Annotated in this window: 27 protein-coding genes; 13 read left to right on the top strand and 14 right to left on the bottom strand. The window is 72.3% G+C overall.

All coding sequences use genetic code 11. The annotated features are described in order from the left end of the window. Window positions 1-37: 37 nt before the first annotated feature. On the top strand, window positions 38-568 hold the full coding sequence (locus ACFT4A_RS11955; RefSeq protein ID WP_382828396.1) for a hypothetical protein: 531 nt from the start codon (window positions 38-40) through the stop codon (window positions 566-568). Window positions 569-620: 52 nt separating this feature from the next. Continuing rightward, window positions 621-1,655, top strand: coding sequence for a CopD family protein (locus ACFT4A_RS11950; RefSeq protein WP_382828395.1), 1,035 nt, complete (start codon window positions 621-623; stop codon window positions 1,653-1,655). A 3-nt stretch (window positions 1,656-1,658) separates the two neighbouring features. Here the strand turns inward: ACFT4A_RS11950 and ACFT4A_RS11945 are convergent, their stop codons facing one another. After that, window positions 1,659-2,339: a lysoplasmalogenase gene (locus ACFT4A_RS11945; RefSeq protein ID WP_382828393.1), complete on the bottom strand. Its 681-nt coding sequence runs from the start codon at window positions 2,337-2,339 to the stop codon at window positions 1,659-1,661. Continuing rightward, entirely contained in the window at window positions 2,336-3,286 is a 951-nt protein-coding gene (locus ACFT4A_RS11940) for a sterol desaturase family protein (protein WP_382828390.1), read from the bottom strand. Before ACFT4A_RS11940 ends, ACFT4A_RS11945 begins: the two co-directional genes overlap by 4 nt. Before the next feature lie 292 nt (window positions 3,287-3,578). Between ACFT4A_RS11940 and ACFT4A_RS11935 the strand changes: the two genes are divergently transcribed. The 3 genes from ACFT4A_RS11935 (at window position 3,579) to ACFT4A_RS11925 (ending at window position 5,728) form a co-directional block, all read left to right on the top strand. After that, window positions 3,579-4,559: a DEDDh family exonuclease gene (locus tag ACFT4A_RS11935; protein ID WP_382828387.1), complete on the top strand. Its 981-nt coding sequence runs from the start codon at window positions 3,579-3,581 to the stop codon at window positions 4,557-4,559. Between the two features lie 88 nt (window positions 4,560-4,647). Then, complete coding sequence (locus tag ACFT4A_RS11930) at window positions 4,648-4,881, top strand: hypothetical protein (protein ID WP_215122319.1); 234 nt, start codon at window positions 4,648-4,650, stop codon at window positions 4,879-4,881. Between the two features lie 49 nt (window positions 4,882-4,930). Further along, the gene (locus ACFT4A_RS11925; protein WP_382828384.1) at window positions 4,931-5,728 is read left to right on the top strand and encodes an SURF1 family protein; all 798 of its coding nucleotides are present in this window, start codon (window positions 4,931-4,933) and stop codon (window positions 5,726-5,728) included. A gap of 742 nt (window positions 5,729-6,470) precedes the next feature. Here ACFT4A_RS11925 and ACFT4A_RS11920 read toward each other — a convergent pair. After that, window positions 6,471-8,633, bottom strand: a complete 2,163-nt coding sequence (locus tag ACFT4A_RS11920; protein ID WP_382828381.1) for a carbon starvation CstA family protein — start codon at window positions 8,631-8,633, stop codon at window positions 6,471-6,473. 237 nt (window positions 8,634-8,870) lie between these two features. On the opposite strand from ACFT4A_RS11920, the gene ACFT4A_RS11915 reads away from it, so the two are divergent. Genes ACFT4A_RS11915 through ACFT4A_RS11895 form a run of 5 tightly spaced genes read left to right on the top strand, consistent with a single transcriptional unit; the run spans window position 8,871 to window position 13,886 of the window. Beyond that, window positions 8,871-10,418 carry a sodium:solute symporter gene (locus ACFT4A_RS11915; RefSeq protein ID WP_382828379.1) on the top strand — a complete coding sequence of 516 codons (1,548 nt, stop codon included), beginning with the start codon at window positions 8,871-8,873 and terminating at the stop codon, window positions 10,416-10,418. Further along, window positions 10,415-10,990 carry a sigma-70 family RNA polymerase sigma factor gene (locus tag ACFT4A_RS11910; RefSeq protein ID WP_382828376.1) on the top strand — a complete coding sequence of 192 codons (576 nt, stop codon included), beginning with the start codon at window positions 10,415-10,417 and terminating at the stop codon, window positions 10,988-10,990. Before ACFT4A_RS11915 ends, ACFT4A_RS11910 begins: the two co-directional genes overlap by 4 nt. Beyond that, window positions 10,987-11,307 carry a hypothetical protein gene (locus tag ACFT4A_RS11905; RefSeq protein WP_382828373.1) on the top strand — a complete coding sequence of 107 codons (321 nt, stop codon included), beginning with the start codon at window positions 10,987-10,989 and terminating at the stop codon, window positions 11,305-11,307. The genes ACFT4A_RS11910 and ACFT4A_RS11905 overlap by 4 nt, the downstream gene beginning before the upstream one ends. Window positions 11,308-11,340: 33 nt before the next feature. Then, window positions 11,341-13,125, top strand: coding sequence for a glycoside hydrolase family 15 protein (locus ACFT4A_RS11900; protein WP_382828371.1), 1,785 nt, complete (start codon window positions 11,341-11,343; stop codon window positions 13,123-13,125). A 5-nt stretch (window positions 13,126-13,130) separates the two neighbouring features. Further along, on the top strand, window positions 13,131-13,886 hold the full coding sequence (locus tag ACFT4A_RS11895; RefSeq protein ID WP_382828370.1) for an SDR family oxidoreductase: 756 nt from the start codon (window positions 13,131-13,133) through the stop codon (window positions 13,884-13,886). 18 nt (window positions 13,887-13,904) lie between these two features. Here ACFT4A_RS11895 and amaP read toward each other — a convergent pair whose 3' ends face one another. The 5 genes from amaP to ACFT4A_RS11870 are packed head-to-tail and all read right to left on the bottom strand — an operon-like array spanning window position 13,905 to window position 16,275. Next, window positions 13,905-14,492 (bottom strand): alkaline shock response membrane anchor protein AmaP, encoded by a 588-nt coding sequence (gene amaP, locus ACFT4A_RS11890; protein ID WP_382828368.1) that lies wholly within the window; start codon window positions 14,490-14,492, stop codon window positions 13,905-13,907. Beyond that, the gene (locus ACFT4A_RS11885; protein WP_382828365.1) at window positions 14,489-15,193 is read right to left on the bottom strand and encodes a DUF6286 domain-containing protein; all 705 of its coding nucleotides are present in this window, start codon (window positions 15,191-15,193) and stop codon (window positions 14,489-14,491) included. The genes amaP and ACFT4A_RS11885 overlap by 4 nt, the downstream gene beginning before the upstream one ends. After that, entirely contained in the window at window positions 15,190-15,573 is a 384-nt protein-coding gene (locus ACFT4A_RS11880; protein WP_382828363.1) for an Asp23/Gls24 family envelope stress response protein, read from the bottom strand. The genes ACFT4A_RS11885 and ACFT4A_RS11880 overlap by 4 nt, the downstream gene beginning before the upstream one ends. Continuing rightward, on the bottom strand, window positions 15,570-15,755 hold the full coding sequence (locus ACFT4A_RS11875) for a hypothetical protein (protein WP_382828361.1): 186 nt from the start codon (window positions 15,753-15,755) through the stop codon (window positions 15,570-15,572). Before ACFT4A_RS11875 ends, ACFT4A_RS11880 begins: the two co-directional genes overlap by 4 nt. A gap of 46 nt (window positions 15,756-15,801) precedes the next feature. Next, complete coding sequence (locus ACFT4A_RS11870; protein ID WP_382828358.1) at window positions 15,802-16,275, bottom strand: Asp23/Gls24 family envelope stress response protein; 474 nt, start codon at window positions 16,273-16,275, stop codon at window positions 15,802-15,804. Window positions 16,276-16,362: 87 nt separating this feature from the next. Between ACFT4A_RS11870 and ACFT4A_RS11865 the strand changes: the two genes are divergently transcribed. Then, a complete protein-coding gene (locus ACFT4A_RS11865) occupies window positions 16,363-17,076 on the top strand; it encodes a nucleopolyhedrovirus P10 family protein (protein WP_382828356.1) in 714 nt (237 codons plus the stop codon). A gap of 48 nt (window positions 17,077-17,124) precedes the next feature. On the opposite strand, the gene ACFT4A_RS11860 is transcribed toward ACFT4A_RS11865, so the two are convergent. From ACFT4A_RS11860 to ACFT4A_RS11850, 3 genes are all read right to left on the bottom strand, one after another. Next, window positions 17,125-17,928, bottom strand: coding sequence for an enoyl-CoA hydratase/isomerase family protein (locus tag ACFT4A_RS11860; protein ID WP_382828353.1), 804 nt, complete (start codon window positions 17,926-17,928; stop codon window positions 17,125-17,127). Window positions 17,929-18,034: 106 nt separating this feature from the next. Next, window positions 18,035-18,253: a helix-turn-helix domain-containing protein gene (locus tag ACFT4A_RS11855; RefSeq protein ID WP_010037790.1), complete on the bottom strand. Its 219-nt coding sequence runs from the start codon at window positions 18,251-18,253 to the stop codon at window positions 18,035-18,037. Between the two features lie 335 nt (window positions 18,254-18,588). Continuing rightward, on the bottom strand, window positions 18,589-20,187 hold the full coding sequence (locus tag ACFT4A_RS11850; protein ID WP_382828350.1) for an ABC-F family ATP-binding cassette domain-containing protein: 1,599 nt from the start codon (window positions 20,185-20,187) through the stop codon (window positions 18,589-18,591). Window positions 20,188-20,489: 302 nt separating this feature from the next. Here ACFT4A_RS11850 and ACFT4A_RS11845 point away from each other — a divergent pair, with 302 nt between their 5' ends. Then, window positions 20,490-20,903 carry a VOC family protein gene (locus ACFT4A_RS11845; protein ID WP_382828348.1) on the top strand — a complete coding sequence of 138 codons (414 nt, stop codon included), beginning with the start codon at window positions 20,490-20,492 and terminating at the stop codon, window positions 20,901-20,903. 22 nt (window positions 20,904-20,925) lie between these two features. On the opposite strand, the gene ACFT4A_RS11840 is transcribed toward ACFT4A_RS11845, so the two are convergent. The 3 genes from ACFT4A_RS11840 to ACFT4A_RS11830 all read right to left on the bottom strand — a co-directional run bounded on the left by ACFT4A_RS11840 (window position 20,926) and on the right by ACFT4A_RS11830 (window position 24,949). Beyond that, the gene (locus ACFT4A_RS11840; protein WP_382828347.1) at window positions 20,926-22,326 is read right to left on the bottom strand and encodes a hypothetical protein; all 1,401 of its coding nucleotides are present in this window, start codon (window positions 22,324-22,326) and stop codon (window positions 20,926-20,928) included. 189 nt (window positions 22,327-22,515) lie between these two features. Further along, window positions 22,516-23,643, bottom strand: a complete 1,128-nt coding sequence (locus ACFT4A_RS11835) for an alpha/beta hydrolase (protein ID WP_382828344.1) — start codon at window positions 23,641-23,643, stop codon at window positions 22,516-22,518. Window positions 23,644-24,217: 574 nt separating this feature from the next. Next, window positions 24,218-24,949, bottom strand: coding sequence for a class II aldolase/adducin family protein (locus ACFT4A_RS11830; protein ID WP_382828342.1), 732 nt, complete (start codon window positions 24,947-24,949; stop codon window positions 24,218-24,220). Between the two features lie 198 nt (window positions 24,950-25,147). Between ACFT4A_RS11830 and ACFT4A_RS11825 the strand changes: the two genes are divergently transcribed. Continuing rightward, window positions 25,148-25,900, top strand: coding sequence for a lysozyme (locus ACFT4A_RS11825; RefSeq protein ID WP_382828340.1), 753 nt, complete (start codon window positions 25,148-25,150; stop codon window positions 25,898-25,900). The last annotated feature ends 109 nt before the right edge of the window (window positions 25,901-26,009 follow it).

The following is a 26,009-nucleotide window of genomic DNA, read 5'->3' as shown; positions in this document are numbered from 1 at the left end:
CCCGGCCCGCTGCGTGCCTGCGGCAGGATCTCCTGTCATGGACGTGTACGAGGATCCCGCGACCTGGACCGCCGAACCGGTCCGGCCGCGGTGGCAGTTGGCCCTGCGGTTCGCGGGGAGCGTGGTGTGGTTCCCGGTGGTGTGTGTGCTGTGGGTGGCGGTGGCGGCGGTGCTCCTCGTCGTCGGGATGTTCGCCGAGGTGATCACGGCTTTCAGCAGCACCCTCGAACGCCGCTTCGTCGAAACCGTGGGCGGGACGGTTCTGCGCGTCGGGCGCCTGGCCTCCTGGTGCGTGTCCTGGCCGGAGCTGCGCCATGAGGGTGACACCGGCTTCTACAAGGCGCGCGTGGACAAGGCGGTCGCGAAGTGGACCGCCCGGGCCTCGGCCCCGGTCGAGCGACAGAAGCCACGACCGCCCGTGGAGTGCGCGATACCCATGCGGAAATACCGCGGTGTCGGCGGGTGGTACGTCGCCGAGGTCGCGCTCGCACAGGGATGGGAGCTGCGCCCCACGGACGTGGGCAAGGAAGTGCGGCTGTGGTGGTCGGCCGCGTCGAAGGGCGACTGAGTTCGGCCCCCTGGACTTGCCCGACCATGTGAAGGTTGGTGAAGATCTTGGGGTGACCTTGACAAGACCCACGACAGGAGTGTCCGACAGCGGTGGGCCCGTACGGCGCTCCGGTGCGGGCCGGGCCGTCGCCGTCCTGGTCCTGGTGGCCCTGGCCGCGCTGATCCCGCTGCTCGGCCCGTCCACCGCGCTGCACGGCACCGGGGAGGCCGGCGCGCCCGGTGCCGGCGGCATCGCCCTGCTGCGTACGGTGCTGTTCGCGGCGCTGTGCGTGCCGGTGGGTGAGCTGTTCGTGAACCGGCTGGCGCGTTCCGTGCCCGGCGCGGAGGAGGCCCCCGGCCGCCCCCTGGCCGTGCCGCGCAGCTGGTCGCCCTGCGCCGCCGTCGTCGGTTTCGTCGCCGCCCTGGGGCTCGCCTCGGTCGTCGCCACGGGGAATCTCGTCCCGGGCGGTCTGTCGGACATGGACGTCGGCGGGCTCTACGCGACCCGGGACGGCAAGCTCGCCCTGCTCGAGGTCAACGCGTTCCTGGTGGCGGGGCTGTGCACCCTGTCGCGCCGGCCGGCCACACAGATATGGCCGCTGGCCGCCGTGATCGTCGCGGAGGCGCTGCGCGCGCACCCCCCGACCGAGCAGAGCCCGCTGACCGGCTCGGGGCTGACGCTCGTCCACCTGACCTGCGCGGCGCTGTGGGTGGGCGGTCTGCTGCACGCGCTGCGGACCCTGCGTCTGTGGCACGGCCGGTACGACACGGGGGCGGGCGCGGCCCTGCTGGGCCTCTACGCGCGCGTGGCGGCCGTGCTGCTCGCCGCCATCACCGCGACGGGTGTGTGGAGTTCGCTGCGCCGGATGCCCCCGGGGACGATCATGGAGCAGCTGACGGCCACGGCGTACGGGCGCGCGCTGCTCGCCAAGGTGCTGCTCGTGGCCGCCGTCGCCGCCCTGGCCCTGTGGGCCCGGAGCCGGCTGCGCCGGGCGGCCGATCCGCTGAGCGCCTGTGCGCCGGCCCGGGCGGAGGTCGTCGCGCTGGGCCTGGTGGTCGCGGCGTCCGGGCTGCTGACGGCCCTTCCGGTCCCCATCCGCTGGTGAGCCTCAGACGGCCCGCATCTCCCCGTACGTCGCGGCCGGTGCCCTGCGCGCGTTGAGCGCCCCCAGTGCGCCGCCGGCCAGCAGGGCCTGCGCGGCGATGTACGTGAGCATGATCCAGAAGTCCGGCCTGGGGAGCTGCGGCCATTCGGCGACGCCGGTCGCGATGAGCGTGTCGGAGAGCAGGAACAGCGCACCGCCGAGTCCGGCGTAGAGGCCGAGCCGGGTGGCGGACCCGTACGCCATGGCCGTGAGCAGGAGGCTGTACCCGGCGACGGGCACGCGCAGGTCCGCGGGCAGGTCCGGCCACAGCAGCGCGACGGTCGTGACGAGGGCGATGCCATACCCGAGGGCGAGGAGGCCCGCACGCGCGCGTGGGACCGCGTTCCGGCTGCCGTACGTCCTGAAGAGGACGAGATAGCAGACATGGCCCGCGGCGAAGGAGCCCATGCCGGCGAGGAAGGCCGGCTCGGCGTCGGAGAGCAGCAGGACGTCCCCGCCCCACCCGAACAGCAGGGCGGCCAGGAGCAGCCGAGGCGCCTGGCCCAGGGCGGCCCACAGGACCAGGAGCGGCATCAGCAGGGGCTTGGCCACGGTGTGCCCGGCGTCGAAACCGACCGCGAGGGAGACGAGGTCGACGGCGGCGGTGAGACCGAAGGCGGCGAGGAGGAGGCGGGAGCGGGTCACGCCGAGGTGCTCTCGCCGGCGTGGGTGGGGGCCGCGGCGGGGTCCGGGGGCGGATCCGTGGGCCTGGGCCCGGCGAGGGTCGCCGTCGGCGCGGGGGCCGTCGACGGCGCGGAGGCGGGCGTGGGACCCCAGCCCGGCCCCATGAACACGCGTCCCGCTCGCTCGCGCCAGCTGTGCGCGGCCTTCAAGTCCCTCGCGATGGACACGTATTCGTGCGTCGCCACCTTCACCAGGTTGTACGTGTCGATGTTCTTGGTCAGTCCGTACACGGGCCGTTCGGTCTCGGGGGCGAACGATCCGAACAGCCGGTCCCAGACGATGAGGATGCCGCCGAAGTTGCGGTCGAGGTAGCCGCCCTGGGAGGCGTGGTGGACGCGGTGGTGCGAGGGGGTGTTGAAGACGAACTCGAACCAGCGGGGCATCTTGTCGATCCGCTCGGTGTGGATCCAGAACTGGTAGACGAGGTTCGCGGAGGAGCAGAACGCGAGGGCGGCGGGGTGCACGCCGACGGCGATGAGGGGGACGTAGAACGGCCATACGGTCAGGGACGTCCAGGGCTGGCGCAGCGCGGTGGTGAAGTTGAACTTCCGGCTGGAGTGGTGGACGACGTGGCAGGCCCACAGGACGCGGATGACGTGGTGGCCGCGGTGGGACCAGTAGTAGAAGAAGTCCTGCCCGAGCAGCATCAGCGGGACGGTCCACCACAGGACGGGCACGCGCAGGGGCGTGAGTTCGTACAGGGCCGTGTAGAGGGCGACGATCGGGATCTTCCAGAGGAAGTCGAAGACGAGACTGCCGAGGCCCATGCCGACGCTCGTGGCGGCGTCCTTCGCCTCGTAGCCCTCCGCGTCCTCGTCGGGGTGGAGACGGTAGCTCACCATCTCGACCACGGTGAGCAGCACAAAGGCGGGGATCGACCACAGCACGACATCGGGCAGGTTCGGCATGCAAGCACCGTAGGACCGCCCGTCCGGCCCCGACTAGACGTTGTTACCCACAAGTATTACCGACGGTATGCGCTTGCTTCTTGGTGATCTCCACCAATCCGGAACGGTCGACAAACGGACGACAGGGGCGACGGTGACCACCCGGACGCTCGGCAGAGTGACTGAGCATCGGTCAGACGTACGCCTCGCGAACGGACAGACCGGACAAGACGCCTGAGGGAGTATCGGAAGGGGGCGAGGGAGTGCACCTGGCGGGCCGCGGTGTCAGTCGTGGCCCGTATCCTCAGGGACCATGCTCGATGACCTGACGACCGCAGTGCCCTCTCCCACGTCATGGCCGGCCGCGTATCCCCAGGGGTACGCGGTTGTTGACGTGGAGACCACAGGTCTGGCCCGGGACGATCGCATCATCTCCGCGGCCGTCTACCGGCTGGACGCGCGCGGCGAGGTCGAGGACCACTGGTACTCGACGGTCAACCCTCAGCGCGACCCCGGCCCCGTGTGGATCCACGGACTGACGAGCGAGGCACTCGAGGGCGCGCCCCTCTTCCAGGACATCGCCGAGGAGTTCACGACCCGGCTCGAGGGGCGGGTGCTCGTCGCGCACAACGCCGTCTTCGACTGGCAGATGATCGCCCGGGAGTACGCGCGCGCGAAGCGGGAGGCTCCGGTACGGCAGCGGCTGTGCACCATCGCGCTCTCCAAGGAACTCGGGCTCCCGCTGCCCAACCACAAGCTGGAGTCCCTCGCCGCGCACTTCGGCGTCGTCCAGCAGCGGGCGCACCACGCGCTGGACGACGCGCGCGTGCTGGCCGAGGCGTTCCGGCCCAGCCTCAGGGCCGCGGCGGCGAACGGCGTACGGCTGCCGCTGCTGGAGTGCCGGCCGCTGACCGAGTGGTCGGACGGTCCCGCGCCCCGCATCGGGCAGCAGGCGGGCTACGGCGGCTACCGGCCGACCAGTTGGCGCCCGGCCCGGAAGCGGCCCGCCTGCCCCTACCCCAACCCGGGGCGCTACGAGGTGGGCGGGCGGCTCAGGCAGGGCATGCGGGTCGCCTTCTCGGGTGACACCTCGGTGGAGCGCGATCTGCTGGAGGACCGCGCGACCGAGGCCGGGCTGCATGTGGCCACCAGCCTGTCCCGGCTGACCAGCCTGCTCGTCACGAACGACCCGGACTCGGGCACGTCCAAGGTGGTCAAGGCGCGGCAGTTCGGCACGCCGGTCGTGGACGAGGCGGCGTTCGGGCAACTCCTCGCGGATGTGGAGCCGGCGTAGCGGGGGTGACCGTACGGACGGGTGATTGGGGAGCGACTCGCCCGGCGCCCGCTCGCCCGGGCCGGGGTGACGGCTCACCCTGTGGCGCATGGCGACCTGTGAGGTATGTGGCAATCAGTACGGAATGACCTTCGAGGTGCACGCGCAGGGCGCGGTGCACGTCTTCGACTGCTTCTCCTGCGCGATCCACCGCATGGCACCGATCTGCGAGCACTGCCGGGTGCAGATCATCGGGCAGGGTGTGGAGGTCGAGGGCCAGTGGTACTGCGGCGCGCACTGCGCACGCGCGGAGGGAAAGGCGGGAATTGTCGACAAGGTGTGAAACCGTACCCGGCTGATCGCACCCCACGACCGAGTTGTACGGTCGTGGGGTGTACCGCTTCCTGATGTCCCGGCAGTGGGTGATCCTCACACTGATCGCCCTGCTACTCATCCCCACGATGATCAGGCTGGGCATCTGGCAGATGCATCGCTACGAGGAGCGCACCGCCCGGAACCAGCTGGTCTCGGACGCGCTGGCGGCCGACCCGGTGCCCGTGGAGAAGCTGACCGGGCCCGGGCACACCGTCACCAGCGCCGAGCGGTACCGCACCGTGACCGCGAAGGGTCGCTTCGACACGGAGGACGAGGTCGTCGTCCGCCGTCGCACCAACTCCGACGACGCGGTCGGCTACCACATCCTGACCCCGTTCGTCCTCGACGACGGCAAGGTCCTGCTGGTCAACCGGGGCTGGATTCCCTCCGACGGCCCGAGCCAGACCGCGTTCCCGAAGGTTCCCGCACCGCCGGCCGGCGAGGTCACCGTCACGGGGCGGCTGATGCCCGACGAGACGACCGCGGCGAGCGGCATCAAGAACCTCGAAGGGCTGCCGGACCGGCAGATCATGCTGATCAACAGCGAGCAGGAGGCCCGGCGCCTGGACGTCCGGGTGCTCGGCGGCTACATCGCCCAGACGGCACCCGAGCCCAAGGGCGACACCCCCGAGCTCCTCGGCAACCCGGGCAAGGAGGACGCCGCGCTGAACTTCGCCTACGCCTACCAGTGGTGGCTGTTCGCCGCGGCCGTCCCGGTCGGCTGGGTGATCCTGGCCCGCCGCGAGGCCCGCGACCGGGCCCAGAAGGCGGCCGAGGCCGCCGACACGACAGAAGCGGAGCCGGCGGCCGTGTGACCGCCGGCGGTCGGCCGCCCCAGGGTCCGGGTCGGCAGCCGCCCACGTTCCAGGGCGACAGCCACCAGGGTCCAGGTCGACGGCCACTCCAGGGTCCCGGTCGACGGCCGCCCCAGGGTTCAGGTCGACAGCCACTCCAGGTTCCAGGGCGACAGCCACCAGGGTTCAGGTCAACGGCCGCCCGCGGCCACGTCGACAGCAACGCCCCGGTGGCCGCCCCGGGCCGCTGGCGGCCGCGCAGCTCGGGCCGAGCCCTGGGCCGTCACCAGCAGCACTCCGGCGGAGCCGCCCCCGAGCCGGCGAGCGCAGCACCGCCCTTGCAGGCCGACCCCGGCCCGTCACCAGCCCCCCAGCGGACCCGACCGCCGACCCAGCGAGCACACACCGCCCGCAGCGCCCTCGCAGGCCCGCCCCGGCCTCATCAGCAGCACCGCCCCCACAGGCCGACGACCCGCAGCGCCCCCACAGACCCGTCCCCCGGCCCTATCAGCAGCACCGCCCCACAGACCGCCCCCGGCCCGTCACCGGCAACACCCCAGCGGAGCCGACCGCCGGCCCAGCGAGCACAACACCGCCCGCAGGCCGACGACCCGCAGCACCCTCGTAGGCACGTCCCCGGCCCCATCAGCAGGACCGCCCCCGGTCCGCTAGCAGCACCTCCCCCGCGGCCCAGACCCCCGGTCCAGCGTGCGCAGCAGTTCGCGGACGTACCAGGCCACGGCCCTCCCCCAGCGCACGGCCCTCATGTGCGGGCCCCTGCCAGGGGCTCGGTCGGCTCGGTCGGCTCGCCCGGCAGCTCGATGCGGGATTCGACGTACGGCGCCTCGGTGGTCGGCAGTGGAGCCGGGGCGCGGATCGCCCGTACGCACACCACCGCCGCGTTCACGAGCACGACGGCGACCAGCAGCAGGAACAGGGCGATCAGGACCCCGTCGACCGTGGAGTTGGTGACGACGGTCCGCATGTCGGCCGGGCTCTTGGCGGGCGGCAGGACCTGGCCGGCGTCAAGGGCGTCGGCGTAGCGGGCGCGCTGGGCGAAGAAGCCAACCTTCGGGTCGTCGGAGAAGATCTTCTGCCAGCCGGCGGTGAAGGTGATGGCGACGACCCAGGCGAGCGGGACGCCGGTGACCCAGGCCCAGCGCAGTTTCCCGGACTTGACCAGGACCGTGGTGCAGACGGCCAGGGCGATCGCGGCGAGGAGCTGGTTCGCGATGCCGAAGAGCGGGAAGAGCTGGTTGATTCCGCCGAGCGGGTCGGTGGCGCCGGTGTAGAGGAAGTAGCCCCAGGCCGCGACGACCAGGGCGCTGCACAGCCAGATGCCCGGCTTCCAGTTGACCCGGCCGGCCGGCTTCCAGACGTTGCCGAGCATGTCCTGGAGCATGAAGCGGCCGACCCGGGTGCCCGCGTCCACGGTCGTCAGGATGAACAGCGCCTCGAACATGATCGCGAAGTGGTACCAGAAGGCCTTCATCGCGGTGCCGCCGATGACCCCGGAGAAGATCTCCGACATGCCGACCGCGAGGGTCGGGGCACCTCCGGAGCGGGCGATCAGCGTCTGTTCCTCCACGGCCTTGGCGGCCTGGGTCAGCTGGTCGGGGGTGATCGTGAAGCCGAGGCCGGCGACCGCGTGGGACGCCGACTCGGCCGTCGTGCCGAGGAGGGCGGCCGGGGCGTTCATGGCGTAGTACAGGCCCGGCTCCAGGGTGGCCGCCGCGATCAGCGCCATGATCGCGACGAACGACTCCATCAGCATGGCGCCGTAGCCGATCATCCGAACCTGGGACTCCTTCTGGATCAGCTTCGGCGTGGTGCCGGAGGCGACCAGGGCGTGGAAGCCGGAGAGCGCGCCGCAGGCGATGGTGATGAAGAGGAAGGGGAAGAGCGAGCCCGCGAAGACGGGCCCCGCGCCCGTCGAGGCGAAGTCGGTCACCGCGTCCGCGCGCATGACCGGGGCGGCGACCACCACGCCCACCGCGAGCAGCGCGATCGTGCCGATCTTCATGAAGGTGGAGAGGTAGTCGCGCGGCGCGAGCAGCATCCACACCGGCAGCACGGAGGCGACGAAGCCGTAGCCGACCAGGCAGAACACGAGGGTCGTGGGGCTGAGAGTGAAGGCGGAGGCCAGGGAGGACTGCTGGATCCAGCTGCCCCCGACGATGGCGAGCAGCAGCAGCGCGACGCCGATCAGGCTGGTCTCGACGACCCGGCCCGGGCGGAGGACGTGCAGCCAGAAGCCCATGAACAGGGCGATGGGGATGGTCATCGCGACGGAGAAGGTGCCCCACGGGGAGTGGGCGAGGGCGTTGACGACGACCAGGGCCAGCACACCCAGCAGGATGATCATGATGGCGAACACGGCGATCAGGGCGGCGGCCCCGCCCCACCGTCCGATCTCGTCCCGGGCCATCTGCCCGAGCGACTTCCCGTCCCGTCGCATGGACAGGAACAGCACGACCATGTCCTGCACCGCGCCCGCGAAGATCACGCCGGCGACGATCCACAGCGTCCCGGGCAGATAGCCCATCTGCGCCGCGAGCACCGGCCCCACCAGCGGTCCCGCGCCGGCGATCGCGGCGAAGTGGTGGCCGAGCAGCACCCGGCGGTCGGTGGGGTGGAAGTCGACGCCGTCCTCGAGACGCTCGGCGGGGGTGGCCCGGCGGTCGTCGGGCCGCAGCACCCGCCGGGCGACGAAGCGGGAGTAGAAGCGGTAGGCGATGGCGTACGAGCCGAGCGCCGCGACGACCAGCCAGACCGCCGAGATCTCCTCGCCCCGGGCGAGGGCGAGGACGCCCCAGGCGATCGCGCCGAGCAGGGAGACGGCGGTCCAGAGCAGCAGGGACTTAGGGGGTATTCGACGCTTTTCGGGCGCTGGCCGGCCGGATTCGGGCAGGACTGATACGGGCATGGCGGCTCCTCACCGTGGCGGTGGTGTGCGACAGGACCTGCGCGGGGGCCGGTGCGGGGGCGCTTCCCCGACCTGCGCACCTCTCCCGCTCGCTGTCGGTCTGTGCAAGAGTTGCGCTCCCGCCGGAAGTGGATGACACGGCGTTCCCGAAAGATTTCCCGCCGGTTCCCTGTCCTCCGGACGGGCCGTCCGCGCAACTCTCGCGCAAGGGCACAGGCACACCAAGGACGGTGACCCATGGCTGACGGCGCCATGACCGCGACGTTTCTCGCCGTGATCGGCGGGGCGTCGCTGCTCGCGGTCACCGCACGGCGGCTGCGCCCGGTGGACCGGCTGCCCTCCCTTGAGGGCTGGGCGCTGGCCGACCGCGGCCTCGGCCCCGGCTGGACCTGGCTGCTGCTCGGCGGCACGATCTTCACCGCGTACACCTTCACCGCCGTGCCCGGTCTCGCGTACGGCAACGGCGCGCCCGCCTTCTTCGCGGTGCCCTACACGGTGATCGTCTGCCCGCTCGCCTTCGTGCTGCTGAGCCGCCTGTGGAGCGTGGCCCGCCGGAACGGCTACGTCACCGCCGCCGATTTCGTTCGGGGCCGCTACGGGTCGCCGCCGCTGGCCCTGGTGGTGGCGCTGACCGGGATCCTCGCGACGATGCCGTACCTGGCGCTGCAGCTGATCGGCATCCGGGCGGTGCTGACGGCCGGGGGCGTCCATCCGCGGGGCGTGGCCGGGGATCTGGTGCTGGTGGCGCTGTTCGCGGGGCTCGCGGTGGCCACGTACCGGCACGGACTGCGCGCGCCCACGGTCATCTCGGCGCTGAAGGCGGTGGCCGTGTTCGTCTCGCTGACCGCCGTGACCTGGCTGGTCCTCGAACGGTTCGGCGGCCCCGGCCCGGTCTTCGACGGCGCCGCGGCGCGGCTGGGCGACCGGGCACTGCTTCTGTCCCCCGCCCAGCAGCCCGCCTACGCCACCCTTGCCCTGGGCTCCGCCCTCGCCCTGCTGATGTATCCGCATGTGCTCACCGCCGGTTTCGCCGCCGACGGGCCGCGCACCCTGCGCAAGGTCTCGGTGGCGCTGCCGGCCTGGACCGGGCTGCTCGCACTGTTCGGGTTCCTCGGCTTCGCCGCGCTCGCGGCGGGGGTGCGGGCGCCGCGCGGTGGCGCCGAGGCAGCCGTGCCGATGCTGGTCGAGCGGCTGATGCCGGCGCCGCTGGCCGGGCTGGTGTTCGCCGCGATCGCCGTGGGGGCGCTCGTGCCGGCGGCGGTGATGTCGATCGCCGCGGCGACGAGCTTCGTCCGCAACGTCTACGTCGAGTACGTCCAGCCGACGGCCACGCCCAAGCGCCAGGTGCGCATCGCCAAGGCGGTGTCGATCACCGCGAAGGCGGGAGCCGTGGCGTTCGTGTTCGGGCTGCGCGACCAGGACGCCATCAACCTCCAGCTGCTCGGCGGCGTGTGGATCCTGCAGATCTTCCCGGCCGTGGCCGTCGGGCTGTTCACCGGGCGGCTGCATCCGCGGGCGCTGCTCGCCGGGTGGGCCGTGGGCATGGCGTCGGGGACGTATCTGGTGGTGCGCGAGGGGTTCTCCTCGATCGTGCCGCTCGGCACCGGCGCCGGGCCCCTGGAGATCTACGCCGGGCTCGCCGCCCTGCTGCTCAATCTGGCCGTCGCGGTGGCCGGCACCGCGGCGCTGACCCGGCTCGGCGTCCCGCGCGGCGCCGACTCGACCGACCTGCCGTCCCGCCTGACCGTCCGACGACGCCCGGAGACCGGAGCGAACAACCCGTGAGACGCAGCCAGAACTCCCCAGCCGCGGCACCCGCCGCCGTGCCCCTGCCTCCTGTGGCCGCCGACCCGGCCGACCTGGAGCGGGAGACGGGCGTGGCCCGCCTCTTCGAGGTGCACTACTCCTCGATGCTGCGGCTCGCCGTCCTGCTGGGCGCCGACGATCCGGAGAACGTGGTGGCCGAGGCGTACTACCAGATCTACCGCAAGTGGCGGCGTCTGCGGGACGCGGCCGCGGCGGAGGCGTATCTGCGGTCCACGGTCTGCAATCTGACGCGGATGCGGATACGCCACCTCCAGGTCGCCCGCCGGCACGAGGAGAACCCGCCGAGCCCGCCGGACGAGACGGTCGCCTCCGCCGAGCACGCCGCGCTGCTGCGCGACGACCAGCGCGTGCTCATCGACGCGCTCCAGCAGTTGCCGCCCCGCCAGCGCGAGGCCTTGGTGCTGCGGCACTGGCTCGGTCTGAAGGAGAGCGAGATAGCCGCCGCGATGGGCATCTCCGGAGGTTCCGTCAAGACCCACACGGCACGCGGCATCGCCGCCCTGACCCAGGCGATGGAGGCCCGGCGATGAAGGACACCAGCCCGGACCGGACCGGCCACGGCGACGGCCGCACCGAACGCGAACTGCGCGAGGCGCTCGAGGCCCTGGCCGGCGGGGTGCTCCCCGACCCCGACGCCTACCGCACGGCACGCGGTGAGTGGCTGCGGCGCGAACGCCGGCGGCGGCTCGTGCTCGCCGTGCTGATCGCGGTCGTCTTCGCCCTGGCCGTGCTGATCGGCCTGTGGGTGCTCAACCAGGCACCGTCGGACCCCGGTGTCATCTTCTCCGGCACCGGCACCGCCTCCTCCGCCGCCGAGAACCCGTCACTCCCCCGGCTCCACCCCTGATTGCAGGCCCTACTTGCCGGGAACCCGCACTCCGTGCATACCGGTATCGAGGACTACGCGCTCATCGGTGACGAACAGACCGCGGCCCTGGTGGGCACGGACGGCTCCGTCGACTGGCTGTGTCTGCCCCGCTTCGACTCGGCGGCCTGCTTCGCCAGACTGCTCGGCGACGAGAACAACGGCTACTGGCGCATCGCCCCCGTGGGAGCGGACCGGTGCACCCGGCGCGCCTACCGCCGCGACACCCTCGTCCTGGACACCGAGTGGGAGACCGAGCAGGGGACGGTCCGGGTCACCGACCTGATGCCCCAGCGCGACCAGGCCCCCGACGTCGTACGCGTCGTCGAGGGCCTGGACGGCGAGGTGACGCTGCACAGCGTCATCAAGCTGCGCTTCGACTACGGCTCGATCGTCCCGTGGATGCGCCGGTCCGACGGCCACCGCGTCGCCGTGGCCGGCCCGGACTCGACGTGGCTGCGCAGCGAGCCGGAGGTGCGCAGCTGGGGCGAGGACTTCGGCACGCACGCGGAGTTCACGGTCAAGAAGGGCGAGAAGGTCGCGTTCGTCCTGACCTGGCACCCCTCCCACGAGGAGCGCCCGCCGCTCGTCGACCCGTACGAGGCGCTGCGCCACAGCGTCGAGGACTGGCGGGCCTGGGTGTCCCGGTGCCGCTACGACGGACCGTACCGGGACGCCGTCGTCCGCTCCCTGATCACCCTCAAGGCGCTCACCTACGCCCCGACCGGCGGCATCGTCGCCGCCCTCACCACGTCACTGCCCGAGGAGCCGGGCGGGGTGCGCAACTGGGACTACCGCTACTGCTGGCTGCGCGACTCCACCCTCACCCTGGGCGCGCTGCTGGCGGTCGGCTACCAGGACGAGGCCGAGGCCTGGCGGAACTGGCTGCTGCGCGCGGTCGCGGGCGACCCGGCCGACCTGCAGATCATGTACGGCGTGGCGGGTGAGCGGCGGCTGCCCGAGTACGAACTGCCGTGGCTGTCCGGCTTCGCCGGGTCCGCCCCCGTCCGGATCGGGAACGACGCCGTGAACCAGCTCCAGCTGGACGTCTACGGCGAGGTCATGGACTCCCTGTCGCTGGCCCGCGAGTCGGGCCTGACCGCCCAGCCGGACGTGTGGGCGCTGCAGACGGCCCTGATGGACTTCCTGCGGACCCACTGGCGCCGGCCCGACGAGGGGCTGTGGGAGGTGCGCGGCGGCCGGCGCCAGTTCGTGCACTCCAAGGTGATGGTGTGGGTGGCCGCCGACCGTGCCGTGCGCACCCTGGAGCACCATCCGGAGCTGGACGGCGACCTGGAGGGCTGGCGCGCGCTGCGCGAGGAGGTGCACCGCGAGGTGTGCGAGAAGGGCTACGACGCCGAACGCAACACCTTCACGCAGTCCTACGGCTCACGCGAACTGGACGCCGCGCTGCTGCTCATCCCGCGCCTCGGCTTCCTGCCGCCCGACGATCCGCGGGTGATCGGCACCATCGACGCGATCCGCGAGGAGCTGGACCACCACGGGCTGCTGCTCCGCTACACGACCGACGACGCTGACGTCGACGGACTGCCCGGCGCCGAGGGCACCTTCCTGGTCTGCTCGTTCTGGCTCGCGGACGCCCTGTACATGACCGGCCGGACGAAGGAGGCCCGCGCGCTGTTCGAGCGGCTGGTGGGGCTCGCCAACGACGTCGGCCTGCTCTCCGAGGAGTTCGACCCGGTGAGCGGCCGGCAGCTCGGCAACTTCCCGCAGGCGTTCAGCCACATCGGCCTCGTGAACACCGCCCTCGCCCTGTTCGGTGAGGAAGAGGCAGGATAGAGACCATGGATCTTGGACTGAAGGACCGGGTGTACGTCGTCACCGGGGCCACGCGAGGCCTCGGCAACGCTTCCGCGCGCGAGCTGGTCGCGGACGGGGCGAAGGTGGTCGTCTCGGGCAGGGACGAGAAGAGCGTGGCCGAGACGGCGGAAGCGCTGGGCCCGAACGCGGTCGGGGTGGCCGTCGACAACGCCGACCCCGAGGCGGCGGCCCGGCTGATCGGTGCCGCTCGGGAGAACTTCGGGCGCTTCAACGGTGTCCTCATCAGCGTGGGCGGTCCGCCGGCCGGGTTCGTCGCCGACAACACGGACGAGCAGTGGCAGACGGCGTTCGAGTCGGTGTTCCTCGGTGCGGTACGGCTGGCGCGCGCCGCGGCCGCCGAGCTGGAGGCCGGGGGTGTCATCGGGTTCGTGCTCTCCGGCTCGGTGTACGAGCCGATTCCGGGGCTGACGATCTCGAACGGGCTGCGGCCCGGGCTCGCGGGATTCGCCAAGTCGTTGTCGGAGGAGCTCGGGCCGCGGGGGATCCGGGTGGTCGGGGTGCTGCCCGGCCGGATCGACACGGACCGGGTGCGCCAGCTGGACGGACTGTCGGCGGATCCCGAGGCGACCAGGGCGGCTTCGGAGTCTCGTATCCCGTTGCGGCGGTACGGGGCGCCGGAGGAGTTCGGGCGGGTGGCCGCGTTCCTGCTGTCGCCGGCGGCCTCGTATCTGACCGGGGTCATGGTGCCGGTGGACGGCGGAGCGCGGCACGGGTTCTGAGACCTGAGCCGGTCGTACTCAACTCACCCTCTCCGCACGGTGCTTGACGCCCCGCAGTCTCACCTCCGCCGGGAGTGAGGCGAGGCCCGCGGAGGTTCTGGCGTGGGCCAGGGCGCCGGTCGTCAGGTCGTGCAGGGCCGTTCCCGGGTCCACGTGCGGTTCCAGCGCGAGCCGTACGCGGGCCTCGGGGGTGGTACGACGGCCCGTCAGCCGGGCGTCGGCGCGGTCCACGCCGTCGGCCTGTTCCGCCTCCTGGGCGAGGGCGTTCTCCAGGGCCCGGCCGCGCAGCAGCGCGCCCTCGCCGTCGCCCGTGTCGACGAGGATCTCGGCGAGGCGGCGCCGGCGGAGCACCGCGACGAGCCACCACAGGGCGAGCAGCAGGAGGACGGCGAGTACGGCGATGACGGTCGGCCACCACCAGCCGTCCGCCCGCCAGCGCGTGCGTTCGGCGTAGCTGAGCAGAACGTCGTGCCGGCTGTCGTGGATCCACCACGTGGGTGCCGGGGCGCCGAGGCCGACGGCCAGTACCGAGCCGCCCAGCACGACCAGGACGAGACCCACCAGCCCGAGGAACACGCGGTTGACGATCCGGAGCACCGCCGTCACCCCTTCCTGCCGGGCCGCCGTACGCGCACCGACACCGCGGGCGGCCGGGACAGCCCCAGTCCGCGGACCGCGTCGGTGAGCACGGCGTCCAGTTCGGTTCGTACGTCGTCCAGTTCACGGAAGTGCGAGGCGGCGCGGACCTTCGCCTTGGTCCGGCGCATCCGGACGTCCGCGGACTGCACGCCGGACACCTCCATGGCCCGGTCCCGCAGCGCGGACGCGGCGGCGTCGCGGTGCAGCCCGGCGTGTACGTCGGCGTGCGCACGCCGCATCGGGAGCACATCGCGCAGGCCGGGTGTGGCGGCGAGGACGAGCAGCCAGAGCCCGAGGGCCGCGGCCACCCCGGCCCCGACGAGCACCCAGACGTCGTCCAGGGGCCGTTCGGCGAGCTGCCGGGCGAGTTCCCGGCGCCAGCTCATGGCGGGCCGGTCGGCGCGCACGGACGCGATGTCGTACAGGAACAGTCCGACGAGGCCCAGGAGCAGCAGCGCGACGATGCCGGCGGGGACGCGGCGGGCCGACCAGAAGCGGCCTTCGCGGCCGGCCTCGTCGTCGGGTGCGGGCGGCTGTCCGTCGGCGTCCGCCGGAGCGGCCTGGTCGGGTCCGGCGCCGTTCTCCGACGATTCCAGGACCGGCAGGCGCTGCGTGCTGCCCTCGGACTCGGGCGGTTCGGTGGGGTCGGTGCCCCGGGGTTCGCTCATCGCGTCCTCCCCTGTGCCGCTCCGGGCCCGGCGACCGGATGGAGCCGTTCCACCTGGACGACGACCTCCGGCACCTCCATGCCCGCCAGGGTGCCCACCCGCTCGACGACTTGGCGACGCACCTGTCGGCAGCGGTCGCCGACGTCGCAGGGGTAGTCGAGTTCGACGTTCACCCGGACGTGGGCGGCACCGTGGTGGACGGCCACGCCGGCGGACGGCCGGCCGGCGTCGGGCGGCAGTGTCCCCACGGCCTCACGGGCCGCCTGCGAGGCGATCTTCGCGACCACCCGGTCGGCGATCCGGGTCGCGCCCCGCTCACCCGGCGGGACGGCCGTCATGGGTCTGCCGAGCTCACCGGCCCCCGCGCTCACGGGCGTCACCGCCGCCGTTCGTGACGGGTGTGGAAGAAGTCGCCGAATTCCCAGTCCCCCTCCAGGAACCGGCCGACGACGAAGCCGACGGCGCCCAGTGCCGCCACCAGCAGGAAGGCGCCGAAACCGCCGAAGTATCCGGCGAATGCCAGCGCCATGCCGGCGATCATGCCGACCACGGCCATGCTCATGCGCTCCTCAGCTCCTCAGCCGCTGTGTTGTCCGATGGGCCGTGTCTCACTGGATCCGCCGCTCGGGTTCCTCTTCCTCCTCGTCCGGCAGCTTCACATCGCTCACCGCGATGTTGACCTCGACGACCTCGAGTCCGGTCATCCGCTCGACGGCGGTGATGACGTTCTCCCGTACGTCCCGGGCCACATCGGCGATCGACACGCCGTAATCGACGACGATCTCCAGGTCGAGGGCCGCCTGCACCTCGCCGACCTCGGCCTTCACACCGCGCGACACCGACTTCGTGCCGCCGGGCACCCGGTCGCGCACGGCTCCGAAGGTGCGGGCGACTCCGCTGCCCATGGCGTGCACGCCGTCCACGTCGCGTGCGGCGAGCCCGGCGATCTTCTCCACCACGCCGTCCGCGATGGTCGTCCGCCCGCGCGAGCCCGGGTCTCCGCCACTGCGCTTGGCCAACGGACTCCTGCGTGCCGCCGGAGTCTCGCTCTCCCCGCCCCGGTTCTCGGTCATGTCAGTCATCGGCGTCCGTCCTTTTCGGTTGTCGTCCTTCGACCACCGTAAGCACGGCTACGTGGTTGCGCGCCTCCTATGCGGCAGGCTGGAGGAATGACGGGTGACCGGTGGACGCAGGCAGTGAGACATCAGCTGGGCCTCGGCAGGCTCCTGCCGCTGGGTGATGCGCGGGACGGTGCGTGGATCACCGAGCAGGCGGCCGAGGCGGTGCTGCGGCGCGCGGCTCAGGACGCGCCGGGCGTACGCGTCGACGCGCTCCGTGTCGCGCTCGCCGACCCGGCGGACACCGGGGAGCCGGCCGTACCGGCCCCGCCGAGCGCGCAGCCGCCCGGACCGCTGCGGGTGACGGCGCAGTTCGCGGCCACGGCCTCGCAGCCGCTGCCGACGACGGTGTCCCTGCTGCGGGCGACGCTGGCGACCGCCGCGACGCAAGGGCTGGGTCTGGCGGTGACGGAGGTGGACCTGCGCGTGACGGGGCTGCTGGACGAGGAGGCGGAACCCGGGCCCGCCGTACTTCTCCCCGAACCGCCCCGGGCCGCACGGTCATTGGACGGCGACGAAGCCCGTGTGGCGGCCGCCGCCCTCCAAGTCCCGGGCGTGCTCCACCTGACCGGCGCGCTGGGCCACCCGGTGCACATCGACCACCTCCCGGGCGAGGCCGCGCTGCCGCACCGTCATGTCCGGCTGGAACTCGCGGTGGCGGCGGACCACCGGGCCCGGGACGTGGCCCGCGAGGTCCGCACGGCGGTGAGGAGGACACTGTCGGACCACCCGACGGTGGCGGTACTGGTGAGCGGGATCGGCTGAGGGATCCCTGATACGCCAGGAGGTCCGGCTGCGCCGGGAGGCTCTGCCTCAGTCCCCGATGCCCGCGAGGTCCCGCAGTCGGCGGGCCTGGGCCTGGCGTTCCGCTCCGCGCTGGGCCTCGTACGTGCGGTCCTGGGCGCCGCGCAGCAGCGCCTTGGTCTCGACGACGGCGTCACGGGGCGCGGCGAGGACGGCCGAGGCGAGGTCGCGGACCGTGTCGTCGAGCTGGTCGGCGGGCACGGCCACGTTGGCCAGTCCGGTGTTCACGGCCTCCTCGGCCGTGACGAAGCGCCCGGTCACGCAGATCTCCAGCGCGCGGGCGTATCCGACGAGTCCCACCAGCGGATGCGTGCCCGTCAGGTCGGGCACGAGTCCGAGGCTGGTCTCGCGCATCGCGAACTGCACGTCGTCGGCGACGACGCGCAGGTCGCAGGCGAGGGCGAGCTGGAAGCCCGCCCCGATGGCATGCCCCTGGACGGCGGCGACGGAGACGATGTCGCTGCGCCGCCACCAGGCGAACGCCTCCTGGTACTCGGCGATGGTCGCGTCCAGCTCGGCGTCGTCACCACGCGCGAGGTCGATGAACGACGGTTCCCCGTCGAAGCCCTCGGGCGTGAACGCCTGCCGGTCGAGACCGGCCGAGAAGGACTTGCCCTCGGCCCGCAGCACCACGACGCGGACGGAGCCCGGCAGCTGCCGACCGGCCTCGGTCAGCGCGCGCCACAGAGCGGGGCTCTGCGCGTTGCGCTTGTCGGGGTTGGTCAGCGTCACCGTGGCGACCGCGTCGTCGACGGTGAGCCGTACGCCGTCCTTGTCGAGTACGGGAACGAGGTCCTTGTCGGGCGAAGCCATGGACGCCTCCGATGTGTGCGGTCAGCTAAGTGACTGCACAGTAACCACCCGGCCGATCAGACGACCGACCGGGTGGCCACCATCGAAGCCGAGGGGCCACCCGGGGTCAGGCCGTGGCCTTTTTGCCCCGGGTCGCCCCGCCACGCCCTCGCAGCGTGACGCCCGACTCACTGAGCATGCGGTGCACAAAGCCATACGAGCGGCCGGTCTCCTCGGCCAACGCCCGGATGCTCGCACCGGCGTCGTACTTCTTCTTCAGGTCTGCCGCGAGCTTGTCGCGCGCGGCGCCGGTCACCCGGCTGCCCTTCTTCAGAGTCTCGGCCACCCGTGCCTCCTCATGGGAAGTGCGCTCTGGTCTCCTCATGATCACCCCTCCGGGCCTTGATGGCCACCCATTCGGCAAGGTCCGTGAGACAAGGTTGTGACGACGGGAGCACATCCCCACATCCGGAATGCGGAATTCCGAAGAGTGGCGTCCGTACGGCCGAACGGATTGCCCCGGAAAATGCCAGGTCAGAAAGGCGTCGCGGCCGAGCCCGGAAGAATCGGGGGCTCGGCCGCGAAATCGATGTAGGACACACCTCGGTACGAGGAGATCTCACACAGATGATGGATCACCGCTAGGCCGAATGATCCATACGCCGTTGATCACGTATTCGATCAAGCGAGCGCGACGAGGTCCGCGTAGTCGGCACCCCACAGGTCCTCGACGCCGTCCGGCAGCAGGATGATCCGCTCCGGCTGGAGCGCCTCGACCGCGCCCTCGTCGTGCGTGACGAGAACCACCGCGCCCTTGTACGTGCGCAGCGCGCCGAGGATCTCCTCGCGGCTGGCCGGATCGAGGTTGTTGGTGGGCTCGTCGAGGAGCAGGACGTTCGCTGAGGACACCACGAGGGTGGCGAGCGCCAGACGGGTCTTCTCGCCGCCGGAGAGGACCCCGGCCGGCTTGTCGACGTCGTCGCCGGAGAACAGGAACGAGCCGAGGGTCTTGCGGACCTCCACCAGGTCCAGGTCGGGGGCGGCCGAGCGCATGTTCTCCAGGACCGTGCGCTCCGGGTCGAGGGTCTCGTGCTCCTGCGCGTAGTAGCCGAGCTTGAGGCCGTGGCCCTCGATGACCTCGCCGGTGTCGGGCTTCTCGGCCCCGCCGAGCAGCCGGAGCAGGGTCGTCTTGCCCGCGCCGTTGAGGCCGAGGATGACGACGCGCGAGCCCTTGTCGATGGCCAGGTCGACGTCGGTGAAGATCTCCAGCGATCCGTAGGACTTCGACAGGCCCTCGGCCATGAGCGGGGTCTTGCCGCACGGGGAGGGCTCGGGGAAGCGCAGCTTGGCGACCTTGTCGGACTTCCGCTCGGCCTCCAGGCCGGCCAGCAACTTGTCCGCCCGGCGGGCCATGTTCTGCGCGGCGACGGTCTTGGTGGCCTTGGCCCGCATCTTGTCGGCCTGCGAGTGCAGCGCGGAGGCCTTCTTCTCGGCGTTCTGCCGCTCGCGCTTGCGGCGCTTCTCGTCGGCCTCGCGCTGCTGCTGGTAGAGCTTCCAGCCCATGTTGTAGACGTCGATCTGGGAGCGGTTGGCGTCCAGGTAGAACACCTTGTTCACGACCGTCTCGACCAGGTCGACGTCGTGGGAGATCACGATGAAGCCGCCGCGGTAGGTCTTCAGGTAGTCCCGCAGCCAGATGATCGAGTCGGCGTCGAGGTGGTTGGTCGGCTCGTCGAGCAGCAGCGTGTCCGCGTCGGAGAACAGGATGCGGGCCAGCTCGATACGGCGGCGCTGGCCTCCGGAGAGCGTGTGCAGGGGCTGGCCGAGCACGCGGTCGGGCAGGTTGAGCGCGGCGGCGATGGTGGCGGCCTCGGCCTCGGCGGCGTACCCGCCCTTGGTGAGGAACTCCGTCTCCTGGCGCTCGTACTGCTTGAGCGCCTTCTCGCGGGTGCCGCCCTTGCCGTTGGCGATGCGCTCCTCGTTCTCGCGCATCTTGCGGATCAGTATGTCCAGGCCGCGCGCGGAGAGGATGCGGTCGCGGGCGAGGACGTCGAGGTCGCCGGTGCGGGGGTCCTGCGGGAGGTAGCCGACCTCGCCGGAGCGGGTGATGGTGCCGCCGGCGGGGATGCCGTCGCCGGCGAGGCACTTGGTGAGGGTGGTCTTCCCTGCGCCGTTGCGGCCGACCAGGCCGATGCGGTCGCCCTTGGCGACTCGGAAGGTGGCGTTTTCGATGAGGACGCGGGCACCGGCGCGCAGCTCGATACCGGAGGCGGAGATCACGGACAGACTCCAGGGCGGATACGGGGGCGGGATGGGCGAATCAGGGGGTGCCGCGCGTAGCGCGCCGTTGGAAGGGCGGTGGCGGGCGACGGGCGGGCGTTCCCGCCGTCTAATGCGCGAGGAGAATGGCCATGCGGACAGTCTAACGGGGCGGTGCAACCAACTTTTTCTGCGTGTACGTGTTCGAGGGTCGCATCCCGGGGCGAGGGCCGTTGTCAGTGGTCGGTGGAAGACTGTGGAGCAGGCCGGACTCCGGCTTTCCGGCGGCGAGACAGGCAGCGAGACACAAGGAAGTGATCGCGATGGCAGGCACGTCCGGCGCACGTCCGAGCATCTACCCGACGCTGCTCTACTCGGACGCGAAGACGGCGATCCGGCAGCTCACGGAGGCCTTCGGCTTCACGGAGCTCTCGGTGTACGAGGGCGAGGACGGCTCGGTGATGCACGCCGAGCTGACGCAGGGCAACGGCGCGGTGATGGTCGGCACCAAGGGCCGCGGCGGCGTGTTCGACGCGGCCATGCAGGACGCGGGCACCACGGGGGTGTACGTGGTGGTGGACGACGTGGACGCACACCACCGCCGCGCCGTGGACCACAACGTGGAGATCCTGATGCCCCCGACGGACCAGGACTACGGCTCGCGGGACTACATGGCCCGGGACATCGAGGGCAATGTGTGGAGCTTCGGGACGTACGCCCCCGAGATAGCGGGCTGAGAGCCCCACCGGCCCCTGGCTGCTAGCTGCCGCCGGTGTGCACCTGGAAGGCGGCCCTGCGTACGGCCTTGGCCAGGGCCGGGTCGGGGTGTGCCGCGGCGAGGGCGACCAGGACCTGCACGGTGCGCGGGTGTCCCACGGCACGTACCTCGTCGAGGAGCATCGGGATGGTCGGCTGCACGGCGGACTCCAGATGGCGGACGAGCAGCGGGGCCTCACCGTGGTCGGCGACGGCGGCCGCGGTGTCCACCCACAGCCAAGTCGCCTCCTGACGGGTGAGGACCTCGTGGGCGTCCTCCGGGTCGGCCCCGTCGTGCACGGCCAGCCACAGCAGGGCGTACGGCCTGAGCGTCGGCTCGGCGACCACGCCGCGGACCTCGGGCTCGGCGGGGGCGCCGACGACGCGCAGCGCCTCGAAGGCGAGGCCGCGCAGCAGGGCGTCCTCGCCACGGGCGGCACCGAGGAGTTCGGTGACGGCGCTGCCGACGGGGCGGGCGGCGAGCCAGGCGCGGTACTCGGCGCGGGCCGCGTTCGGGCGCAGCTGGGCACAGCCGCGGAGCATGTCCTCGGCCGCCTGCTCGATGTTCCCGGCGGGGCTCTGCGCGGCGACGCAGATCTGCTCCAGCTTGACCCAGACCGCCCAGCTGCCGAGCGGGGTGAGGGTGGCCTGGCCGTCGCCGTAGGTGAGGGCGCCGACGGAGGCGAGGGCGCGCAGGGCCCAGTCGAGGAGGGGGGCGAGCGGGGCGTCGGTGGGCTCCGGCTCGGTCACCGGCTCGGGCTGGGGACCGTAGGGGATCTCACAGCGTGCGGTGCGCAGCTCGGTGACGCGCTGTTCCAGGAGGTCGAGGAGCTGCTCCACGGGGACGGGGCCGGCGGACAGCTGGAGGAAAGAGAGCGCCTGCGGCATGGCCGAGACGACCTCGGCGACGGCGGCGGCCTCGCGGTCCTCGGGCTCCGGATGGGCCAGCGACCAGGCGTCGAAGAGGGCGACCCAGCCGCGCAGGACGGCGCTGTCGTCACGGTCCCAGGCGCGCAGCCGCCAGCCGGGGCGGGCGCTGTCGCCGTGCACCTCGACGAGGCCGGCGAGGCGGGCGGTGTCCCAGTCGCCTCTGACCTGAGCCGAGGTCAGCCCCAGGTCACGGGCGGCCCGTTCGGCGGTCGCGTCGGAGAGGGTGGCCTTGCCGTCGGCGGTGGCGCTGTCCCCTCCGGGCCCGAGCGCGGCGTCGGCCCAGCGGGCGACGCGGGCCGCGGCGGCCAGACCTGAGCGCGCCATTCTGGCCAGCTCCGCCGGTGCCGGGGTGCCCTCCGGGGGGCGCGGTGCGGGTCGGCGCGAGCGCCGCTGGTTCATCGCTCTGGGGGCGGCGGCCAGGGGTCGCGGGCGGACGAGTCGAAGCCTGGAGTCGCGCGGGATACGGGACGTCACGGGTGCAGTCTTCCGGTTGACGGTCCGAAAACCCAAACGGAATGTCACGGCGGGCGACGGAGAAGGCCAACGCACGGGTTCCCGGGAGCGGCCGAAGGCCGGGAACAAGCCAGTGGTACGACGCTAAACGGAATCATCACGACCGGTCGGTAGGGGCGGGACGGAAGGGGGTCGTGACGAGGGCCGGAGTCACATCAGAGGCGTCAGGAAGCGTCGCAGTGCCTCCTCGTAGGCCTGGGGGTCGGCGTTCCACATCGCTCCGTGGGGCGCGCCGGCGACGGTGTACAGGGCGACCATGTCGGGGCGCGCGTCGGCGAGGTGACGGGAGAACCGCCAGGGAGCCACCGTGTCGTCAGGTCCGTGGAAGACGAGCGCCGGGATACGGAGCCCGTCGAACGGGGCCGGGCCCGCGACGCCGTCGTCGTACAGGCCGGTGCGGCCCTGGGCCGCGCGGACCGCGAGGGGCAGCAGCGCGCCCGGGGTGCGGCGGGCCGAGGCGAGGGCGCGCAGGGTGGTCTGCCAGCTGAGCACCGGGGAGTCCAGGATGAGTCCCGAGACGCGGTCGCGCAGTCCCGAGTGGGCGGCGGCGCGCAGGGCCATGGTCGCGCCGGTGGACCAGCCGTGCAGGACGACCTCCCGGGCGCCGTGGCGCACGGCGTAGCGGATCGCCGCGTCGAGGTCGCGCCACTCGGTCTCGCCGAGGTGGTTCAGACCGTCGGGCCGGCGGGGTGCGCCCAGGTCGCCGCGGTAGGCGAGGGCGAGCACCGGAAAGCGGTTGCGGTGCAGGAACTCCATGACGTTCATGGCCAGTTCCCGTGTGGTGCCCAGGCCGTGCACGGCGATCACCCAGGTGTCCCGGGCGCCGGGCACGAACCAGGCGGGCAGGGCGCCGAGTTCGCCGGGGATGTCGACGTCGGCGTGGTCGAGGCCGAGGGCGTCGCTCGGGTTGCCGACGTACACGTTCGGGGTGAGCCAGGCCTTGTCGCCGGCCTTCAGGGTGCCGTGCGTGACGCTCTCCAGGCGGCGTACGACGGTGTCGGCGGTGTGCGGGGCGGTGGTCAGGACGGGGCCGACCACCGCGTGGGAGCCGTCGCCGGAGAGGCCGTAGCGACCGGGCCGCAGGGCGGCCAGGTCCCGGGTCAGGATGATCTGACCGGCGGCGGTGCCGTGCACGGTGAGCCGGGGTTCGGTGGGCAGCGGCCTGCCGGGAGGCGCCTTGAGCGCGACGCCGCTGGCGAACCGCCCGGCGGCCACGGCGGCTGCCCCGGCTCCGATCACGACGGTGGCGGCAGCGGCCGCCGCTTTGACAGTGCGCACACCTCCAGTGTCCCGGCGGACGGGGCGAGGGACCAGTGGGCGGGGGCGGTGGGGTGACGGGCGCGGGTGGTCGGCGGGGCGGTTGTGCGCGGTGGGCTGGCCCGGGCGGTCGGCGGGGCGGGGCCCGCGCTCCGCAGGGCGGGGTGCCGGTGGTCTGCGGAGCGAGATGCCGTACGAGCATGGCGGAACGCCGGTGGCCGGCGGAGCTGTGATCGCACCCGGAGGGCGAGATGTCGGCGACCGGCAGAGCGAGTGGCCCCACGAGCGAGCGATATCGGCGGTCGGCGCAGCCGTGGCCACGCGAGCAGGGCGGAACGCCGGGGACCGGCGAAGCCGTAACCGCGCGGGCTGCGACAGCGTCCGCACCCGGGGCGGAGCGGTGGCCGCACCCGCAGGGCGAGGTGCCCCGGTGGCCGACGCAGCCGTGGCCACGCGAGCGGGGCGGAACGCCGTGACCGGCAGCGCGGCAACCGCGCGGACAGCGGCGCCCAGGTGAGGGCGGGGAGGAGGCCGTCGAAGGAGCCGTAGGGCGGGTGGCGCCCTCGGTGTCGGTGCGGTGAGGTCCCGGAGGGGCTCAGCCGCGCTGGCCGTACCCCCGTAGCCGGTCCTCCACCTCGGCCAGTTGTTCCCTGGACAGCAGGCTCGGGGACAGGCCCGGTACCGACGTGGCGGTCAGCCACAGCCGGCACATCCATTCCAGCTGGGCGGTGCGGTCGTAGGCCTGGTCCAGGGTCGCGCCGTAGGTGATCGTGCCGTGGTTCCGGAGGAGGCAGCCGGAGCGGTCGGCGAGGGCGCGGAGCATGTTCTCGGCCAACTCGTCACTGCCGTACGTCGCATACGGGGCAACCCGGACGGGTCCGCCGAGCGCGGCGGCCATGTAGTGGATCAGCGGGAGCTCGCTGACGAGCGTCGAGACGGCCGTCGCGTGCACGGCGTGGGTGTGGACGACGGCGCGGGCGTCGGTCGTGCGGTGGACGGCGAGGTGCATGGGCAGCTCGCTGGTCGGGACGAGCGTGCCGAGGACCTGCCGGCCGTCGAGGTCGACCCCGGTCACGTCGTCCGGCGCGAGCCGGTCGTAGGGCACGCCCGACGGCGTGACCAGCACGGTGTCCCCGACGCGCACCGAGACATTGCCGGACGTTCCGACGACGAGCCCCTCGGTGACCGTCCGGCGGGCCGTCGCGACGAGGTCCTCCCAGGCGCGCGCCTCCTCGGGGCGCACACCGCTCCGCCGCGACTCCCCCGCATCCTGTCCACTGCCTCCGACGTCCCCCGTGTCCCGCTCGTCGCCTCGCTGCTCAGCCATGCGGCGATCCTGCCAGGCAGCCCTTCAACGCGCCGCCGGGCGGGGGCACTTTAGGCCGGAAACCGAGCATCCGTAAGGGCGCATACCGGCACAAACACATCATGGATCTCTCTTGGCCGGAGATCATCGGATATTCAACGCCCCTCCAGTACGCTCTGGGGGATTTGCCGTGCACGTAGCCATTCCGGGGGGAATCACATGGCCCGTGACCACATACCGCCCCGCCGCCGCGGCCGCTTACTGGCGGCCTCCGCGGCGGCGCTCGCGCTGGGAGGGACCACGCTCGCGGAGTTTCCGGCCGCGGCGGCGAGCCGCCCGAAGGGGCATGACGTCTCGTCCCACCAGAAGAACGTCGACTGGACGAGCGCGAAGGCGCAGGGCGCCAGATTCGTCTACGTCAAGGCGACCGAGTCCACCACGTACCGCAACCCCTACTTCAGCCGGCAGTACAACGGCTCGCGCGCGGCGGGCCTCGTCCGCGGCGCCTACCACTTCGCGCTGCCGAACAGGTCGTCGGGCCAGGCACAGGCGGCCCACTTCGTACGCAACGGCGGCAGCTGGAGCGCGGACGGCTGGACCCTGCCGCCGGCGCTCGACATCGAGTACAACCCGTACGACAAGAAGCACAAGTGCTACGGCCTGAGCAAGGCCGGGATGGTCGGCTGGATCAAGTCGTTCAGCGGCGAGGTCAAGCGGCTCACCGGCCGCCGCCCGGTGATCTACACGACCACCCACTGGTGGAACACGTGCACGGGCAACAGCCGTGCCTTCGCCGCGAACCACCACCTGTGGGTGGCCCGCTACGACGCGGCGAGCCCGGGCGCACTGCCGGCCGGCTGGTCCTCCTGGACCTTCTGGCAGTACGACAACGGCGACGGCACCCTGCCGGGTGACCAGAATCTCTTCGACGGGTCACTCGATCGACTGAAACAGTTCGCAAGGGGCACTTGATCGTTGGGGTGCAAGGGCCGCTGCACCAGGGCGGAATGACACTCCTCTGTTGCGGACACCCCTGCGCCCCTCCCAGTTCATCTTCCGTTCACTCGGGTTACCTACGTTC

The sequence above is a fragment of the Streptomyces sp. NPDC057099 genome, from assembly GCF_042671245.1.
GTDB classification, from domain to species: domain Bacteria; phylum Actinomycetota; class Actinomycetes; order Streptomycetales; family Streptomycetaceae; genus Streptomyces; species Streptomyces purpurascens.
This window is presented reverse-complemented; position numbering and strand designations above follow the sequence as displayed.